Consider the following 18,236-nt stretch of genomic DNA (forward strand, 5'->3'; position numbering starts at 1 on the left):
TCGTATGGGAGACGGGCAGGCACTCGACCGCTCCGAGGCGCTTGTTGCCGCTCTCCCGTCATCGCCAGATGCCCAGACCATCCTCGCGTGGGCACTGCTTCAACAGCGCCCGGAACCGTCCGCAGTCCGCGCAGCACTGCTGTCCGCCGTACATCATGGACTTCCCTCACTGACCATGGGACTTCGCATGCTCAGCGACGGACTGCAACTACTGTCGGACGAGGACAACGCCATTGTCTCCAAACGGCACTTCCTCGCCCTCTACCTCAACGCGACCAGCGGGTCCCTGCTGAGCACCTTCTGGGGCACTGACCCGAACAACCCGGAGCGATTTCCGACCAGCGCAGCGGGCACTTCTCCGGCCCACGCCGAGCCCATGCGGACGTTGCTCACTCCTGCCACACCGGGCGGTCAAAGAACCCGCCCGTCACCCGAGCCGACCAGTGGAGCCAGGCCCAGGTTCGAGCGGACGAAGCCCCACGTCAACATCGGCACCATTGGTCACATCGACCACGGTAAGACCACGCTGACCGCGGCGATCACCAAGGTGCTGCACGACGCGTACCCGGACATCAACCCCTTCACGCCGTTCGACCAGATCGACAAGGCGCCGGAGGAGCGGCAGCGCGGTATCACCATCTCGATCGCGCACGTCGAGTACCAGACCGAGGCGCGTCACTACGCCCACGTCGACTGCCCGGGTCACGCTGACTACATCAAGAACATGATCACCGGTGCTGCCCAGATGGACGGCGCCATCCTCGTCGTCGCCGCCACCGACGGCCCGATGCCGCAGACCAAGGAGCACGTCCTCCTGGCCCGCCAGGTCGGCGTTCCCTACATCGTCGTCGCCCTGAACAAGGCCGACATGGTGGACGACGAGGAGATCCTGGAGCTCGTCGAGCTCGAGGTCCGTGAGCTCCTCTCCGAGTACGAGTTCCCGGGCGACGACCTGCCGGTCGTGCGCGTCTCGGCGCTCAAGGCGCTCGAGGGCGACAAGGAGTGGGGCGAGAAGCTCCTCGGCCTCATGCACGCCGTCGACGACAGCGTCCCCACCCCGACTCGCGCCGAGGATCAGCCGTTCCTGATGCCGATCGAGGACGTCTTCACGATCACCGGTCGTGGCACCGTCGTCACCGGTCGTATCGAACGCGGCGCCCTCAAGGTCAACGAGACTGTCGACATCATCGGCATCAAGGAGACCAAGACCACCACTACGGTCACCGGCATCGAGATGTTCCGCAAGCTGCTCGACGAGGGCCAGGCGGGCGAGAACGTCGGTCTGCTCCTGCGCGGCATCAAGCGCGAGGACGTCGAGCGCGGTCAGGTCATCATCAAGCCGGGTTCGGTCACGCCGCACACCGACTTCGAGGCCCAGGCTTACATCCTGTCGAAGGACGAGGGCGGCCGGCACACCCCCATCTTCAACAACTACCGTCCGCAGTTCTACTTCCGTACCACTGACGTGACCGGCGTCGTGACCTTCCCTGAGGGCACCGAGATGGTCATGCCGGGCGACAACACCGCCATGACCGTCGCGCTGATCCAGCCGATCGCCATGGAGGAAGGCCTGAAGTTCGCCATCCGTGAGGGTGGCCGCACCGTCGGCGCAGGTCAGATCACCAAGATCATCAAATGATGGTCGTGGCTCACCCCGTCCAGGCCGCATACGCGAGCGGGCCGAGCGACTAGCCGGCGTTCGTCGTCCGGGGCGCTTGGAGCAGGGCCACCTCGTGCCACCCGCCGTCCGTGGCCCTCGATTCACCCCTTGTCGACACCTGGGCTCGAACTTCCCGGGTGCCCCGGGACGGCGACTCGTATCACTGGATGGCGGCCTGACCAAACCGGCGATCGTCCGGATCCTGGTCGTCCGCCGGCAGGGTTCTTCAGGTACGCCCACACGGTCGGCGGGAGGCCACCCCCCCGCCGTTGTGGCGGCACCCTCGCCAGGAGACTCGTGATGCGCAATCAGGCCCAGCCCGCCGTCGAGACAGCGTTCCTGAACGTGCAGAACGCGGCGACGTATCTCGGCATCTCGGTGAACACCCTCTACATCTGGCGTCATCGGAGGCAGGGCCCGCCCAGCTTCCGCATGGGCCCGGGGGGTCGGGTCATGTACCGCCGAGACCTGCTCGACGCATGGCTGGCAGAGCAGCAAGAAGCCGATTCGCGTTCGAACCCGGCTCTCAACCCGCTGAACAAGCCGTCGCAGTCGCGCTCTCCGCGCCGAGCAGCTTGATGATGACGGCCTCCGGGGGAGGTCGGCTGGGGAAGCGCTCGGGCCCGTAGGAACAAGTGGTTGAAGAAGTCGTCTGCATGCGGAATTTCGTGCACGCGGAAGTCGTCTGTGTGGTGCGCGCGACACGGAGGTGCGCTGGGCACGTCAGCAAAGCGGAACAGAGGAGGTCTCGAGTGGCGGGGTACATAGAAGACAGGTGGCTGAAGAAGCGGCCCAACAAGGAGACGGGCAAGCGTGAGCGCACCGAACTCTGGGGGAAGCGCACCCGCTACCGGGTGAAGGGGATCCCAGGCGTCCAGGACCGCTCATTCGACACGGTCGCGGATGCCAAGGCATGGCTCGCCGAAGCTCAAACCGACTCGCGTCGAGGCGAGTTCGTAGACGTTCGCGACGGTGAGATCACCTTCCGCGAGTACGTCGAGAAGCACTGGTGGCCGTCACAGGTCCACCCGGCGCAGACGTTGGAGAGCATGCGCTACCGGATCTGGGGACACCTGCTGCCGCACCTCGGCGAGACCGAGCTGCGGGACATCGGCGCCGCCGAACTCCGAAAGTGGTCCGCCGATGTGCAGCGCACGGTCGGAGCCGGCACGGCACACATCGCCTGGATCTATCTCAAGGCGATCATGCAGGCAGCGGTGGAGGACAAGCGACTCTTTCGTAACCCCTGCAAGGGCAACAGCAGTATCAAGCCGCCGAAGAAGCCGGAGCGGAAGGCGCGATCATGGGACCAGCCGCGTGTGGATGCTGTGCGTCGGGGGCTCTCCGAGCGCTACCAGGTCGCGCTCGACCTCGGTGTCGGCTGTGGTCTGCGTCAGGGTGAGGCGTTCGCGTTCAGTCCGGAGGACGTCCGGGGCGACTCGGTGCACATCGAACGGCAGATCCTGCGGCACCGCTCACAGCTGTACTTCGGCCCGCCGAAGGGCGGCAAGGAGCGCGACGTGCCGCTGACAGCTGCTCTTGCCATGCGGTTGCAGATGCATCAAGAGCGGCTGAAGCCCGTCCTCGTGACCCTGCCGTGGCTGGACCCGGAGGAGCCGGACCTCCCCCGGGAGAAGCGTCGCACGGTGACCGTCCCGCTGCTGGTCACCACGACGCGACACGGGGCGATCAACCGCACCACCTGGAACACGAAGACCTGGAAGCCGGCGCTCGCCGAGGCAGGGGTGATCCTGCCCCTCGCGAAGCCGAACCCCGGGGAGAAGGCAACCCGGGTCTGGGAGCCGAGCCGGGAACACGGCTTCCATGTGCTGAGGCATACGTACGCCTCGGTAATGCTCGAGGCGGGTGAGTCGATCGTCTCCCTGGCGAACTGGCTCGGACACTCCGACCCGGCCTTCACCCTGCGCACCTACACTCACTTCATGCCCCAGGCTGGAGCTCGCGGACTCTCCGCCATCGAGGCATGGTTCGCCGCCGTCGACTGAGAGCGTGGTGGTGAAGCGACTGGCGTTCGGCTACCCGGGTGGGTGATGCCTCGCACGCAGGTGCTGGTGCCGAGGTAGGCATGAAAGAGCGGGTCCCTCGGTAGAGACGTGGTTGTCGAGACCAAAGTCGTCCAAGGAGACCCGCTGCGTATCCAGTTGACCACTTCCGATGCCACGTGGTCTATTCCGGCCCCTCTTCCGTGTGACTGCTACGTACACCTGTACGGGGCGATCGCTGCCGGGCGGCGTGCTGAGCGCTATCCCACCGATATGACCGACGCGGAGTGGGCCCGGATCCGTGCGTCGATGCCGGTCCCGGCCTGGCTGGAGGGCCGCGGTGGGCGCCCGGAGGCGTTCTGCCACCGGGAAATGGTCGACGCGGTCCGGTACGTCGTCGACAACGGGGCGAAATGGCGCGCTGTCCCCGCCGATTTCCCCTGGTGGCGGGCGGTATACGACTTCTTCCGGCGGTGGTGCCGGCACGGCTACGTACGCGAGCTGTACCAGCGGCTGCGTCGCATCGAACGACAGCGGCAGGGACGGCCCGCCGAGCCGAGCGCCGCGATCATCGATGCGCAGTCGGTGGACGGCGCGGACACCGTCACCGGCGACAGCCGCGGCTACGACGGCGCGAAATCACGCGACGGCCGCAAGCGCCACATCCTGACCGACACACTCGGCCTGCTGCTGGAAGTCACCGTCACGCCCGCCAACGTGCACGACTCGATGGCCGCCCCGGAGTTGCTGGCGCGGTTCATGGCCGCGCCGGGCCGGCTGTTGAAGCTGGTATGGGCCGACAGCGCCTACCAGGGCCAGGCCCTCGCGCAGGCCTTCGCCCGGCACGGGGTGAAGGTCGAGGTCGTGCGGCGGAGCGACGGGCAGAGGGGGTTCGTGGTGCTCGCGCGCCGGTGGATTGTGGAGCGCACCCTGGGGTGGCTGTCACGGGCCCGCCGGCTGAACCGGGACCATGAGCGGCGCTCCGATCACCACGAGCAGATGGTGTGGTGGGCCGGCCTGGTCACGCTGACCCGGCGGCTGGCGCGGCAGCGGCTGCACTGGCCGGAGCGGCGGGCCCACCGGCTGGACCCGCCACAGCCCTGAACACTCCGCCGCGCTCACGCAGCAGCCAGCCCCGCGCCTCCAGCGCATAGGCCCGGTGCCGCACCTTCTCCACCTCGTTCATCCGTGTCGCGTCCCGGCCCAGCGCCCGCGTCAGCTCCTGCACGGTCACCTGCCCCGACGCTGCCGCAGCCACGGCGAAGACCTGCCGGTAGACCCCCGACAGCACCTCCTCGCCCAGACCGGCCCGCCAGGCCGGCGGCCGCGGATCACGGTCAGTACCCCCACCCGCCCCGGCGGGCACCGCCTGCGGCACGGTCACCGGCACCGCCGTCACCGTCCCGACCGGCCCCGCTACCGATCCTGACGGCAGGTCGTCCTCCCCGCTCTGCGCGGATGCCGCTCCCAGCCCGCTCTCCGCGCGCCGGGTGGCGCCTTCCCCCTCCTCGGCCAGCGCGCGCAACACCTCTTCACGGGCGATGCGCGCACGGTCCACACGCTGCCGGGCCGCGACAGCGTGCTCCTCGGCCTCCCGCATCGCCTCCAGCCAGGACTCGAGCTCTTCGCGCGCCCGCGCTTCACGGCACTCCAGCAAAGCGATCACCGACGGCACCATGCACCTCCCGGACAGACAGAACCAACCGTCCGCTGCCTGCCCCGCCCCGGCCACCACCACACCCAACCAACCGGAAAACCGCAGCTCATCGAGCTACAGCATGGTTCACCACCACGCTCTGAAAGTCCCCGAGAAGTCCCCGGGGGCGCAAAGAGCCGAAAAGATCATGCAAACACGCAGGTCAAGACATGATCGACACTGGAAGGGCCTGAACCCGGCGTACAGGCCGACTCGTCCGCCCCCAGCTGGGGCTTTGCCCGGGGAAGGGCCTCCGACCTGCGTCGAAGGCCCTTTCCGTGCTTTCAGGGGCTTACCGTGTCAGGCGGTGAGGAGTCCCTCGGATATCCCTCGGACGGGGCGGAGAATCCCTGAAGAATCCCTGGGGATGATCTTGATTTGGGATGGTCGAGCAGGTCTGACGCGGAGCGGGGCAGGGCCCATGGGGCGAAGGCAGGGTACGGCTTGTGTTCCATCAGCGACCGGATGCTTGTACTCGGACCGCGTCGCCCTGACGGTCCGAGCCCGAGACTGCCCCGCCTGCGGACGCCAGTCAGGCAGGGCGCACCAAGGCGTCGAGCATCTTCTCCAGCAGGTCGTTGTTCGCGTTGAAGCTGGCCACCGATGCGGCGATGTTCTCCTCCTGGTTCATGTCCTGCCAGGAGATGTCGTATCCGGCTTTGCGGGCGAGTTGGGCGAGGAAGGCGCGCTGGGTGCGGCCGTTGCCTTCCCGGAAGGGGTGGATGGCGTTCACGTCGCCGTACAGGTCGGCCAGGGCTCGGATGAACTCCGGGCGGTCCAAACCTTGTAGGTGGTCGTGGTCGGCGAGCTTACGGAACACGTCCTCCGCGAAGGAGGCGATGTGGATCGACGGGCAGAACGATGTGCCCTTGGAGATCTCGACGGTGCGCAGCTCTCCGGCCCACGGGTACACGCTGCCGAAGATCTGTCGGTGGAACGCTTGCAGGTGTGCCAGGTCGTAGCTGCCAGGCAGCGGCTCGGCGTCCAGGATGACGAGTTCCACGGCGGCGATGTCCGCTTCGGCCTCGGAGAGCTCGGTTGCGTCGGTGATGCCGAGACTGTTTCGGAGGACGCCGTTGGGCTCGCTGTAGGGGTCGGTCACTCAGCAGCCTTGCGGGTGTAGCGGGCGAGGGTGCGGGCGCGCAAGGTTGCGGAGTCGAGTTCTCCGTGTGTGTAGGCGTCGAGGTCGGCGGTGGTGTCTGCGCTGACGCGCAGCCCCTCGGCCTCGGTGGAGCCGATGGCGGAGGCGACCGCCGCTCGGCGACGTCGGGCCTGCTCGTTCTGTTCGCGTCGCCGGTAGTCCTCCAGGGATGCGACGTCCACGCGGCGGTGGGTGCCGACCATGCGGAACTCGATCAGGCCCTTGTCGAGCAGCTTGACCAGGTGCGGCCGGGAGACGCCGAGGGTCTTCGCCGCCTGGATGGTGGACAGCTCCGCACTCATGGCGACTACCTTGACCGCACGGCCGGAGGTAATGAGCGCCATGGTCTCCATGAGGATCGCCAAGGCTTCGCGCGGCACCTCCATGGTGACCTTGCCCGCTTCGGCGACGGTGATGTGGAACGTCTCGGCACTGCTGGTGAGGGCGTCACGCAGACATGGCACGGCCTCCTCGACGGTGCGCTTGCGCAGCTGCTTCTTCTGCTTGGCCGGTTTCTGTTCCTGGTGGGTCACGGGCATGGTGCGTCCCCAGCTCTGAGTGGCTGCCATCACCCGCAACCATATGAAACAAGTGAACCATGTGCAATATGTGCAACTCTGTGGAGTGGTGAGCCGTCCCCCTTCGGACGCCGGAGGGAGCAGTCCGCACCTTCCCCCTCAGTCGGACGAGGAGGGTCCGGTGGAGGCGCGCAGGAAGCGCGCGGCCGCGCTTGCCCTCGGGGGGTGCGCCCGGCCGCCGTGACATCCTGCCGCTTCCGAGACCTGTGGTCGGAGTGAATCCGAGTAGGGCCGGCGATGCGCGAGGGCTCCACGTCCTTCGGGTGGATGTACGCCTCCGTCAGGCCGGAAGCCTCTCGGCCGAATGTCACCGAGAAGTTCCAGCGGCCGGACGGTCCCCTCCGCCTCGCTGCAAAGTGCCTGGTCGGGGTGGTCGGGGTGACCGTCGCCGGGGTTGACCCAAAGCAGGGGTACAGGCCGACTCGTCCGCCGCCCCTCCCGGTGCTCCGGGCCGGGGGCGGCCGCGTCCGGGTGGCTCAGGCAATTCCGTCGAGTGCGGGTTCGTCGAGCATCGGCCATCCCTTGAGGCGGGCCAGTTCCAGGAGTTCCGCGTCATATCCGACGACCCGGGGATTCCCGACCACGCAGAGCAGGCCCTTGCCGCCGCAATGGTCTCCATAGCCGAAACAGGTGACGGCGTCCAGGTGCAATCGTGTCATGGCTTCGACAATGACTTCGGATTTGGCCGCGGCGTCCACGGTGGCCGACGCCCCCGCCGTTAACGGGCGGCTCTGCTCCACGTGGAGCACCAGATCGGCCTCGTGGCCGAAAAGCGTGGTGGCGGCAGGTTCGCCGCGAAAGGGGAGGACCAGGACGAGGATGTCACCGGCCGCCCGGTGTCTCGCCATCGCCCCGCGGGCGATGTCGGCCTGCGGGCCGGAGGTGTTCTGGAGATCGAAGAAGGCAGCGCGCCGGACCCTCGTTGCCATGTCCCCCTGCATCCCCATTTCTCCGCAACGCCGCGTCTGTCACCCGGTCATTGATCGGCGAGGTTCCCAATCATGCCGTACCGCCAGCACCAGGAGAAGTCGCTCCGGGTGTCCGGCCCTATACGTTCGGTTTGTCCCCCCCGTTCCGCGGGCGCTCGATATTTCCCGGGACCGGGCCGTGGATCGGGCTGATTTCCGGGACCGGAATGCCGTCTGCCATTTCCCGTGACCCGCCCATGCCATCACGGTCGACCCCTTCCCGCCGTGAGGGAGGGGCGTCGGCGGCGACCGACTTGACTCAATGGTTGACAAGATTTGACATGGCGTGTTGTATCTTGGGTGGTAGAGCGTCGACGTATGGGGGTCAGGACGGTGGACGTGGACGGAGAGACGGTCGGGATCATCCTGGCCGGAGGACGCGGTGAGCGGGCGAAGCCCATCACCCTGGAGTCCGCCGACTACATCAGGAGCAAAGCGCTGATCCCGTTCGCCGGCCGCCGACTCGTCGAGTGGGTGGTCGACGCCTGCCGACGACAGGGCATCAGGAAGTTCTACGTCGTGGCGCAGGGGCTGGAGAACCGCAGCCAGATCAAGCTGCTGCTCGGCCACGGCGAGCGCTACGGCATCGAGGTCCGCTACTCGCGGTCCAGCTTCGACCGCTACAACGTCGGCTCCGGGTCCGCCACCCTCCACAACCTGGAGCAGTGGAACCTCACCGGGCGGGCCCTCGTGCTGCCGGTCGACTCCATCTTCGACTTCTCGCTCGCCGAGCTGGAGGCCACCCACACGAGCCACGACGCCGTGGTCACCGTCGCGGCGGTGGCCCGCACGCCCGCCGAGGTCGCCGGCAAGTACGGCGTCATGCGCACCGACGAGGAGGACCTGGTCACCGGTTTCGTCGAGAAGCCCGGCCGCGACGAGCTCGACGCGCTCTTCCCCGACGTGCTGGACGGCGGCTGCGGGCTCGTCCCCACCAACGCCGGCATGTACCTCGTCGACTGCGGCCGCCTCCGGCAGGCCGCCCGCGACCCGCAGCTGATGCGCCTGGCCCACCAGCGGCTCGACTGGGGCAAGGACCTGCTGCCCTACCTCGTCGGCCACGGCCTGCCCGTGGCGTCCCATCACATCTCGCGGCTGGGCGACCTCGGCAACGTCGAGGACTACCTGGTCACCCTCAAGGGCGTCCTCTCCGGGGACTACCCGCAGATGAACGAGCTCATGGCCGACCCGTTCAGCGACGAGCCGCGCTACTGGATCCACGAGTCGAGCCTGCAGACCCGGGACGACCGCACCGGCACCACCCTCGCCGCCAAGATCGCCGACGGCAGCGTGGTCATCGGGGACGGCGTCCGGATCGGCCGGCACGTGTCGGTCGGCAGCGGCGTCCGGCTCGAGTACGCCGACATCGGCGACGGCGCCGAGCTCCACGAGGGCGCCCGGCTCACCGGCGCGTCCCTCGGCGACTCCTCCGTGGTCGGCCCGTACGCCGAGATCAGCGACTCCTACATCGGCCCCATGGTGGAGATCCACTCCGACCGAAGACGGCCGGTGCGCCTCGACGGCTTCTCGGCCGTCGGCGACGGCGCGCACCTGTGGGCGGGCACCCGGCTCTCCGGCGTCAGCGTCTACCCCAGGCTGCGGGTGCCACCGATCGCCAACCTGCCCTCCGGCACCGCCCTGACCTGTTCCGACGACATCCTGCAGTGGGTCTGACGGCCTCAACCCGTCCGGACGGCCCCGCACCACCAACCACGCAACACCCCCCCCAGCACGTCGAGGCACCGAGGAGGAACCCGATGGAGAACCTGGCAGTGGTGGTAGGCGGCGCCGGCCGCACCGGACGGCTGATCGTGCGGCGGCTCCTGGAGCAGGGCGAGCGGGTGCGCGCCGTCGGCCGCAGCGCCCAGCACGCCCGCCGCAACCTCCCGCCCGGCGCGACGTACGCGCCCGGCGACGTCCGTGACCCGGCCTCGCTCGGCCGGCCGCTCGCCGGCGCGTCGACGGTGGTGTTCTGCGTCGAACCCGGCACCGACGACGAAGGGCCCGACCGGCCCGAGGCCACGATGTTCCTCGGCGTCGCGAACACGCTGGAAGCCGCCACCGCCGGTGGCGAGCGCCCGCACGTCGTGCTGATCAGCCAGCTCCACGTGACGCACCAGGGCCACCCGCTCAACGCGTACGGCCGGCTGCTCGACTGGAGAAGAGCCGGCGAGGACCTGCTCCGCGAGTCCGGACTGCCCTACACGGTCGTCCGTCCCGGCTGGCTGCTCGACGACAGATCGGCCGGACACCGCGTACGGCTGGAGCAGGGCGACCGCGGCTTCGGTCAGGTCTCCCGGCCGGACGTCGCCGACGCGTGCGTCCACGCCCTCCGCTGCCCCGAGGCGCGCGGCGTCACCTTCGAGATCTTCAACGAACCGGGACCGGCCTCGGCGTCCTGGGAGTCGGCGTTCGGAAGCCTCGAACATGACCGGGCGCTGGTGGCCTGACCCCGGCCGCACCCCCCGGACCCCACGGCGGCGACCCGGAACGACCGGACCGCCGCCGAGAGGCCCGCCCTCTCCCCCTCGCACTCTCCCCTGGCCGCAGCACGAGCACAGAAATGATCCAGACATGACTGAAGCCCGCACAGCGGAGAAGGGCCCGCACCTCCGGGCCGCGGACGCCGGCCCGCTGGTCACGCCCGGACGGTCCCAGCCGCTCGGCGCGACCCCCGACGCCACCGGGGTGAACTTCTCCCTCTTCTCCGAACACGCCACCCGGGTCGAGCTGCTGCTGTTCGACCACTGCGACGACCTGGCGCCCAGCCACGTCGTCCGCCTCGACAAGCAGAGCCACCGCAGCTACCACTTCTGGCACTGCCACGTCGCCGGGGTGGGCCCCGGCCAGGTCTACGCCTACCGCGTCGACGGCCCCCACCACACCAAGGAGTCCGGCACCCGGTTCAACCCCCGCAAGGTGCTGCTCGACCCCTACGCCCGGGCGAACGTCAACACGCTCTGGGACAGGGTCCGCGCCATCGGGCAGGAGGACAACTGCGCCTACTCCATGCGCAGCATGGTCGTCGACCTCAACTCCTACGACTGGGAGGGCGACGAGCCGCTGCGCACCCCCCTGGCGGAGACCGTCATCTACGAGGTGCACGTGGGCGGCCTCACCTCCTCGCCGACCGCCGACGTGACCCACCCGGGAACCTTCTCCGGCGTCATCGAGAAGATCCCCTACCTGAAGGAGCTCGGCGTCACCGCCGTCGAGCTGCTCCCGGTCTTCGACTTCGACGAGCGGCAGTTGCTGCGGACCGGCCCCAGCGGAGCGCCCCTGCACAACTACTGGGGCTACGACCCGTTCGGCTTCTTCGCCCCGCACACCGCGTACTGCTCGGACGCGTGCCAGTGCACGCACATCACCGAGTTCCGCGACATGGTGAAGGCCCTGCACAAGGCCGGCATCGAGGTCATCCTCGACGTGGTCTTCAACCACACCAGCGAGGGCAACGAGCACGGCCCGACGATCAGCTTCCGCGGCCAGGCCAACGAGGTCTACTACCACCTCTGGCCGCAGGACCGCCGGCACTACATGGACTTCACCGGCTGCGGCAACGCGATCAACGCCAACCACCCCGCGGTGGCGAAGTTCATCATCGAGTGCCTGGAGTACTGGGTGACGGAGCACCACGTCGACGGCTTCCGCTTCGACCTGGCCTCCGAACTCTCCCGCGGCTCCGAGGGCTACGAGATGGACGTCCCGCCGGTGCTGTGGGGGATCGAGCTCTCCGGGGTGCTCTCCGAATCCAAGATCATCGCCGAGCCGTGGGACGGCGGCGGCCTCTACCAGGTCGGCCGGTTCCCCGGGAAGCGCTGGTCGCAGTGGAACGGCCCGTACCGCGACGACGTGCGGCGCTTCGTCCGCGGCGACGCCGGCCTCGTCGGCACCGTCGCCACCCGGATCGGCGGCTCCCGGGACCTCTTCGCCAAGGACGGCGAACTGCCCACCAACAGCATCAACTTCATCACCTGCCACGACGGGTTCACGCTGAACGACCTCGTGAGCTACAACCACAAGCACAACCACGCCAACGGCGAGGCGGGCGCCGACGGCACCCACGAGAACTTCAGCTGGAACTGCGGCGTCGAAGGCCCCACCGACGCCGAGGACGTCGAACGGCTGAGGATCCGTCAGATCAAGAACCTCGCCGCCATCCTGCTGATCAGCCGCGGTGTGCCGATGATGCTGGCGGGCGACGAGTTCCGCAACACCCAGCACGGCAACAACAACGCCTACTGCCAGTCCAACGAGACCTCGTGGCTCAACTGGGAGCAGGCCGACAAGGAGACCGAGGTCCGGTCCTTCTTCCGCGAGATGATCGCTCTCCGCAAGCGCCACCCCGCGCTGCGCGACACGCGCTTCTTCTCCGGCCGCCGCAACGAACGGAACCTGCCGGACGTCACCTGGCACGGTACCAAGCTGGAGCAGCCCGGCTGGGAGGACACCGACGCCCGCGTCCTCTCCTTCACGCTCGCCGGCTTCGACGGCGCACCCGACCTGCACGTGATCCTCAACATGTACCACCTGGGCCTGGACTTCGACCTGCCGCACATCGCGGGCCACCGCTGGCACCGGATCCTCAACACCGCGCTCGGCGAGGGCGAGGACATCCTGCGCCCCGGCGCCGAGCACCCCGTCCACGGTCACACGTTCCATGCCCACGGCCGCAGCGTCGTCGTCCTGACGGCGCTGCCCCACGACGGAGGCATCTCTCGATGAGCGCACCCACCGCCCGACGCACCTACTCCGACACCGTCGCCGGCTACATCACCGCCTACGAACCGGTCAACGACCGCTTCGGCCTGCGGACGTCGGACGGGCGCGAGTTCACCATCCACATGGACGGCTTCCTCGGCTCGGAGATCGTCCGCAACCTCGGCGACGACCGCCGGGACACCAGCGGAGCCACCCGCGACATGCTCGCCGAGGGCCGCTACGTCTTCGTGCACGGCCTCTTCCACCAGTGGGAGGGCGGCGAGCGCATCGAGGCCCGGCAGATCACCTTCCCCGAGGAGCGGCGCGGCGCGTACGTCTTCGAGAAGCCCGGCTGGTGGGTCCAGCAGGCCGCGGAGATAGCCGACTTCTACCTCCGCGGGCACTTCCCCGACGGCGTGTACGACTGGCGCAACTTCCGCACCAAGCTGACCCTCAGCGGCACCCACACACCGGAGTTCGCCGGCCAGGACATCCGGCAGGAGACCGACACCATCTCCCGCCTGGTCTACGGCCTCGCCACCGCCTTCATGCTCACCGGCGAGGAGCGCTTCCTGCAGGCCGCCGAGGCCGGCACCGAGTACCTGCGCGAGCACATGCGGGTCTCCGACGACCTCGAAGGCATCGTCTACTGGTACCACGGCATCGACATCACCAGCATCGGCCAGCGCAAGGTCTTCGCCTCGGAGTTCGGCGACGACTTCGACGCGATCCCGATGTACGAGCAGATCTACGCCCTCGCCGGCCCCACCCAGACCTACCGCATCACCGGCGACCCGCGGATCCTCTCCGACATCGACCGCACGGTCGAACTGTTCCACCGCCACTTCAAGGACGACGAGCGCGGCGGGTTCTTCTCCCACCTCGACCCGATCACCATGGACCCCCGGGCCGACGCGCTGGCGCGCAACCGCTCCCGGAAGAACTGGAACTCGGTCGGCGACCACGCCCCCGCTTACCTCATCAACGCCTACCTCGCCACCGGCCGGGAGGACTTCGCCGCCCTGCTGGAGGAGACCGCCGACACCATCACCCGCTACTTCCCGGACGAGCCGAACAGCCCGTTCGTCCAGGAGCGGTTCCACGAGGACTGGAGCCCCGACCGCACCTGGGGCTGGCAGCAGGACCGCGCCGTGGTCGGCCACAACCTCAAGATCGCCTGGAACCTCACCCGCATCCGAGCCCTCCGCGACAAGCCGGAGTACGCGGCCCTCGCCGAGCGCATCGCCGAGACCATGCCGCCCGTCGGCAGCGACCAGCAGCGCGGCGGCTGGTACGACGTGGTCGAGCGGCAGCCCGACCCGGCCAGCGGCGCCCACCGCCTGGTCTGGCACGACCGCAAGGCCTGGTGGCAGCAGGAGCAGTCGATCCTCGCCTACCTCATCCTCGCCGGCGTCTCCAACGACCCCGAGCACAAGCGGCTGGCCCGCGAGGCCGCGTCGTTCTACAACGCCTTCTTCCTCGACTACGACGACGGCGGCGTCTACTTCAACGTGCTGGCCAACGGCGTCCCGTACCTGCTGGGCACCGAACGCCTCAAGGGCAGCCACTCGATGGCCGGCTACCACGCGCTGGAGCTCTGCTACCTGGCGGCCACCTACACCGGCCTCCTGCTCACCTCCTCGCCGATCACCCTGCACTTCCGGCCCCAGCCCGGCGCGTTCCCCGACGGCCTGCTGCGGGTGGCCCCCGACCTGCTGCCCGCCGGCACCGTCGAGATCGCCCAGGTCTGGATCGACGACCGGCCGTACACCGAGTTCGACGCGAAGGCGCTCACCGTGCGCCTGCCGGAGAGCGACGGACCGCTGCGCGTCCGTGTCGAACTCGAGCCCAGCGACATGCGGTTGAAGGTCTCCAGCGACTTCGACGGCAAGACCGCGCACGTCTACTGCGACGGCGTGATCGACCGCGACGAACTGGACAAGTTCCGCCGCTCCCTCAACGAGGTGCTGTCGGCCGAGCCGACCCGGGTGGAGTTCCACCTCTGCAACGTCACGCAGATCACCCGGCCCGCCATCAACGAACTGCTCTTCCAGCGCACCAAGATCGGCCTGGACGTCGAGTTCGTCATCGTCGGCTGCGCCAAGCCCGAGATCGCCCAGGCCCTCGTGGCGACGGACGCCTTCGTCCTCGCCTCCGAGGAGTCCTGCGGCGGCCACTGACCGACCGACCGGCGGCCCTCCCGCGAAGCCCCCGCCCGCGGGAGGGCCGCACCCCGGCCGGGACGGGCCGCACCCGGTCCGTCCCGGCCCCCGAAGGAACGAGCGCGCCCATGCTTCCCCACCCCGGCGAACCGCCCGCCGGCAGGCGGCGGCCCGGGCGGGACGCCGGCGACCCAGCCGACGACGCCCGTCGGCTGCTCGCCGCCGAACTGTGCACGGTGGCGCCGCCCACGGCCTGGTCCCTCGACGAGGTGCCCCTCCCCGGCGGCGGCGCCGGACGGCCCGGCAGCCGCCGGCTCGCCCTCGCCACCGCCCTGGTGCACCCGCAGGACACCCTCCCCGTGAACTGGCGGCTCCTCCTGCCCGGCGGGGACCCGGGCCCGGGACCGCACGGCCCGGCCCACCCGGCGGACCGCACGCACCACCGCCCGGCCTGGCGCTACGCGCTCGAATCCGTCGACGAGGTGCTCGACGGATGGGGACTGCCGGTCGCGCCCGTCCTCGGCGACGGGCGGAGCGGGCAGCGGATCGAACCGCTCCTCGGCGGCCTGGAGGAACGCGGCCTCGGCTACCTCCTCCGGGCGGACGCCACCACCCCGCTGCCCGTCGGGCCCCGGCCCGACCGCCCCGCCGGGTGCCACGGCCGCGGGGCCGCACACCACCCCGGCACCCACCACCGCCCGGCGGCGGACGTCTCGGTCAGCCTCGGCGGCCACACCGAACGGGCCGTCCTGCCCTGGCAGGACGGCCCCGACGCCCGCCCCGGACACACCCGGTTCCTCGTGGCCCCGCTCTGCGCGGCCCGGCCGGGCCACCGCGGACACCGGCGCGGCTCCTGGGCCTCCGGCCTGCGGCACCTGCTCCTGGAGTGGCCCCTCGGCAGCCCGGGGCCCCGCTCCTACTGGGTCACCAACCTGCCGGCCGGCCGCCTGCCGGACATGGTCACCCTCGCCGCACTCCGCCACCGCACCGGCCACGGCTGCGAACGGCTCCACGAGGACTACCGCCCCGGCCACCACGCCGGACCGGCCCACGGCTGGTGGCACCACCACGTCACGCGGGTCACCGCCGCACGGGCCGGCCGCCTCCTGCAGAGGCTGAGGACCGCACCCGCACCGGAGCGGCGGGCCCCCACCACCGGACGGCCGGGCCCGACCCGGTCCGCAGAGGAGAGCGCCGCACGATGAACAGCACGCCGACGAACGCTTTCGAATGGACCGACCTGGACCAGCGGACCGTCGACACGGCCCGGGTCCTGGCGATGGACGCTGTGCAGAAGGTGGGCAACGGTCATCCCGGCACGGCGATGTCGCTGGCCCCCGCTGCGTACGTGATCTTCCAGCGTTTCCTGCGTCATGACCCGACGGACCCCGCCTGGGTGGGACGCGACCGCTTCGTGCTGTCCCCCGGACACACCTCTCTGACGCTGTACACGCAGCTCTACCTGTCGGGTTACGGTCTGTCGCTGGACGACCTGAAGGCGTTCCGGGTCGCGGGCAGCCGTACGCCGGGGCATCCGGAGCACGGGCACACCGCGGGTGTCGAGACGACGACGGGTCCGCTGGGTCAGGGCATCGCGAACGCGGTGGGCATGGCGATGGCCGCCCGCTACGAGCGCGGCCTGTTCGATCCGGAGGCGGCGGCGGGCACCTCGCCGTTCGACCACACGATCTGGGCGATCGTCTCGGACGGCGACCTGGAGGAGGGTGTCTCCGCGGAGGCGTCCTCGCTGGCCGGGCACCAGAAGCTGGGCAACCTCGTCGCGCTGTACGACGACAACCACATCTCGATCGAGGGTGACACGGAGACGGCGTTCTCCGAGGACGTCCTGGCCCGGTACGAGGCGTACGGCTGGCACGTGCAGCGGATCACGCCCAAGGCGGACGGCGACGTGGACGTGCACGCGCTGGCCACCGCGCTCGCCGCGGCGAAGGCCGAGACCGCGCGTCCGTCGATCATCGCGATGCGGACCATCATCGCCTGGCCGGCGCCGAACGCGCAGGACACCGCGAAGGCGCACGGCTCGGCGCTGGGCGACGCGGAGATCGCGGCGACGAAGAAGGTCCTGGGTTTCTCGCCGGAGAAGTCCTTCGAGGTGTCCGAGCAGGTCGTCGAGCACGCCCGTGAGGTCGTGCAGCGCGGCAAGGCCGCCCGCGGTGTGTGGGAGCAGGGCTTCCACGCCTGGCGTGCGGCGAACCCGGAGCGCGCGGCGGAGTTCGACCGGATCCGGATCGGGGAGCTCCCCGACGGCTGGGAGAAGGCTCTGCCGGTCTTCCCGGCGGGCAAGGACGTGGCGACCCGCAAGGCCTCGGGTGACACGCTGAAGGCGATCGGTGGGCTCATCCCCGAGCTGTGGGGCGGCTCCGCCGACCTCGCGGAGTCGAACCTCACCACGATCGACGAGGAGTCCTCGTTCCTTCCCGAGGGCAATCCGCTGAAGTCGGCGTCGCCGTACGGGCGGACGATCCACTTCGGGATCCGCGAGCACGCCATGGGTTCGATCATGAACGGTATCGCCCTGCACGGCGGCACCCGCATCTACGGCGGCACCTTCCTGGTGTTCTCCGACTACATGCGCCCCGCGGTGCGTCTGGCCGCCCTGATGAAGCTGCCCGTCACCTACGTGTGGACGCACGACTCGATCGGTCTGGGCGAGGACGGCCCCACGCACCAGCCGGTGGAGCACCTGGCGGCGCTGCGGGCGATCCCGGGTCTGTCGGTGGTGCGTCCGGGTGACGCGAACGAGACCGCGGTGGTGTGGCGGACGATCGTGGAGCGGCACACCAGTCACCCCGGGCCGGTGGGTCTGGCGCTGACCCGTCAGGGCGTGCCGACGTGGGACCGGGAGGAGTTCCACTCCGCGGAGGGCGCGGCCAGGGGCGGCTACGTGCTCGCCGAGGCGTCGGGTTCCTCGCCGAAGGTGATCCTGATCGGTACCGGTTCCGAGGTGCAGCTCGCCGTCCAGGCGCGTACGGCCCTGGAGGCCGACGGCATCCCGACCCGCGTGGTGTCGATGCCCTCGATCGAGTGGTTCAACGAGCAGGACCAGGCGTACCGCGACAGCGTGCTGCCGCCGAACGTCCGGGCCCGGGTCTCCGTCGAGGCCGGCATCGCCCAGGGCTGGCGCGAACTGGTCGGCGACGCCGGCCGGATCATCAGCCTCGACCACTTCGGCGCCTGTGCCGAAGCCGGAGAGCTCTTCACCCGGTTCGGCTTCACCGCCCAGCACGTGACGGCGGCGGCCCGCGACGCGCTCGCCGGGCAGCAGCCCGGCACCGGCGACGCCCACTGACCCCAACACCCCGACCA

The 18,236-nt window shown here is 69.6% G+C and carries 14 protein-coding genes; 10 read left to right on the top strand and 4 right to left on the bottom strand.

Going from position 1 to position 18,236, the window contains the following annotated elements; all coding sequences use genetic code 11:
- Nucleotides 1-175 precede the first annotated feature (175 nt).
- From tuf to OG335_RS26235, 4 genes are all read left to right on the top strand, one after another.
- Nucleotides 176-1,639 carry an elongation factor Tu gene (gene tuf / locus OG335_RS26220; RefSeq protein WP_405013568.1) on the top strand — a complete coding sequence of 488 codons (1,464 nt, stop codon included), beginning with the start codon at nucleotides 176-178 and terminating at the stop codon, nucleotides 1,637-1,639.
- 321 nt (nucleotides 1,640-1,960) lie between these two features.
- Nucleotides 1,961-2,239, top strand: a complete 279-nt coding sequence (locus OG335_RS26225; protein WP_405013569.1) for a helix-turn-helix domain-containing protein — start codon at nucleotides 1,961-1,963, stop codon at nucleotides 2,237-2,239.
- 173 nt (nucleotides 2,240-2,412) lie between these two features.
- On the top strand, nucleotides 2,413-3,666 hold the full coding sequence (locus OG335_RS26230) for a tyrosine-type recombinase/integrase (RefSeq protein ID WP_405013570.1): 1,254 nt from the start codon (nucleotides 2,413-2,415) through the stop codon (nucleotides 3,664-3,666).
- 270 nt (nucleotides 3,667-3,936) lie between these two features.
- Nucleotides 3,937-4,767, top strand: a complete 831-nt coding sequence (locus tag OG335_RS26235; protein ID WP_405013571.1) for an IS5 family transposase — start codon at nucleotides 3,937-3,939, stop codon at nucleotides 4,765-4,767.
- On the opposite strand, the gene OG335_RS26240 is transcribed toward OG335_RS26235, so the two are convergent.
- The 4 genes from OG335_RS26240 to OG335_RS26255 all read right to left on the bottom strand — a co-directional run bounded on the left by OG335_RS26240 (nucleotide 4,685) and on the right by OG335_RS26255 (nucleotide 8,007).
- Complete coding sequence (locus tag OG335_RS26240) at nucleotides 4,685-5,329, bottom strand: hypothetical protein (RefSeq protein WP_405013572.1); 645 nt, start codon at nucleotides 5,327-5,329, stop codon at nucleotides 4,685-4,687. The genes OG335_RS26235 and OG335_RS26240 overlap by 83 nt on opposite strands.
- A 562-nt stretch (nucleotides 5,330-5,891) precedes the next feature.
- Nucleotides 5,892-6,461 carry a Fic/DOC family protein gene (locus OG335_RS26245; RefSeq protein ID WP_405013573.1) on the bottom strand — a complete coding sequence of 190 codons (570 nt, stop codon included), beginning with the start codon at nucleotides 6,459-6,461 and terminating at the stop codon, nucleotides 5,892-5,894.
- Nucleotides 6,458-7,069 (bottom strand): excisionase family DNA-binding protein, encoded by a 612-nt coding sequence (locus OG335_RS26250; RefSeq protein WP_405013574.1) that lies wholly within the window; start codon nucleotides 7,067-7,069, stop codon nucleotides 6,458-6,460. Before OG335_RS26250 ends, OG335_RS26245 begins: the two co-directional genes overlap by 4 nt.
- 485 nt (nucleotides 7,070-7,554) lie before the next feature.
- Nucleotides 7,555-8,007 carry a hypothetical protein gene (locus OG335_RS26255; protein ID WP_405013575.1) on the bottom strand — a complete coding sequence of 151 codons (453 nt, stop codon included), beginning with the start codon at nucleotides 8,005-8,007 and terminating at the stop codon, nucleotides 7,555-7,557.
- Between the two features lie 378 nt (nucleotides 8,008-8,385).
- On the opposite strand from OG335_RS26255, the gene OG335_RS26260 reads away from it, so the two are divergent.
- From OG335_RS26260 to tkt, 6 genes are all read left to right on the top strand, one after another.
- Nucleotides 8,386-9,720, top strand: coding sequence for a sugar phosphate nucleotidyltransferase (locus OG335_RS26260; RefSeq protein ID WP_405013576.1), 1,335 nt, complete (start codon nucleotides 8,386-8,388; stop codon nucleotides 9,718-9,720).
- A gap of 83 nt (nucleotides 9,721-9,803) precedes the next feature.
- Entirely contained in the window at nucleotides 9,804-10,496 is a 693-nt protein-coding gene (locus OG335_RS26265; protein ID WP_405013577.1) for an SDR family oxidoreductase, read from the top strand.
- A gap of 124 nt (nucleotides 10,497-10,620) precedes the next feature.
- Nucleotides 10,621-12,771, top strand: a complete 2,151-nt coding sequence (glgX, locus tag OG335_RS26270) for a glycogen debranching protein GlgX (RefSeq protein ID WP_405013578.1) — start codon at nucleotides 10,621-10,623, stop codon at nucleotides 12,769-12,771.
- A complete protein-coding gene (locus OG335_RS26275) occupies nucleotides 12,768-14,927 on the top strand; it encodes an AGE family epimerase/isomerase (RefSeq protein ID WP_405013579.1) in 2,160 nt (719 codons plus the stop codon). Before glgX ends, OG335_RS26275 begins: the two co-directional genes overlap by 4 nt.
- A 110-nt stretch (nucleotides 14,928-15,037) precedes the next feature.
- Nucleotides 15,038-16,114, top strand: a complete 1,077-nt coding sequence (locus OG335_RS26280) for a hypothetical protein (protein WP_405013580.1) — start codon at nucleotides 15,038-15,040, stop codon at nucleotides 16,112-16,114.
- Nucleotides 16,111-18,219, top strand: a complete 2,109-nt coding sequence (tkt, locus tag OG335_RS26285) for a transketolase (RefSeq protein WP_405013581.1) — start codon at nucleotides 16,111-16,113, stop codon at nucleotides 18,217-18,219. The genes OG335_RS26280 and tkt overlap by 4 nt, the downstream gene beginning before the upstream one ends.
- The last annotated feature ends 17 nt before the right edge of the window (nucleotides 18,220-18,236 follow it).

The organism is Kitasatospora sp. NBC_01539, assembly GCF_045040525.1.
Classification (GTDB): domain Bacteria; phylum Actinomycetota; class Actinomycetes; order Streptomycetales; family Streptomycetaceae; genus Kitasatospora.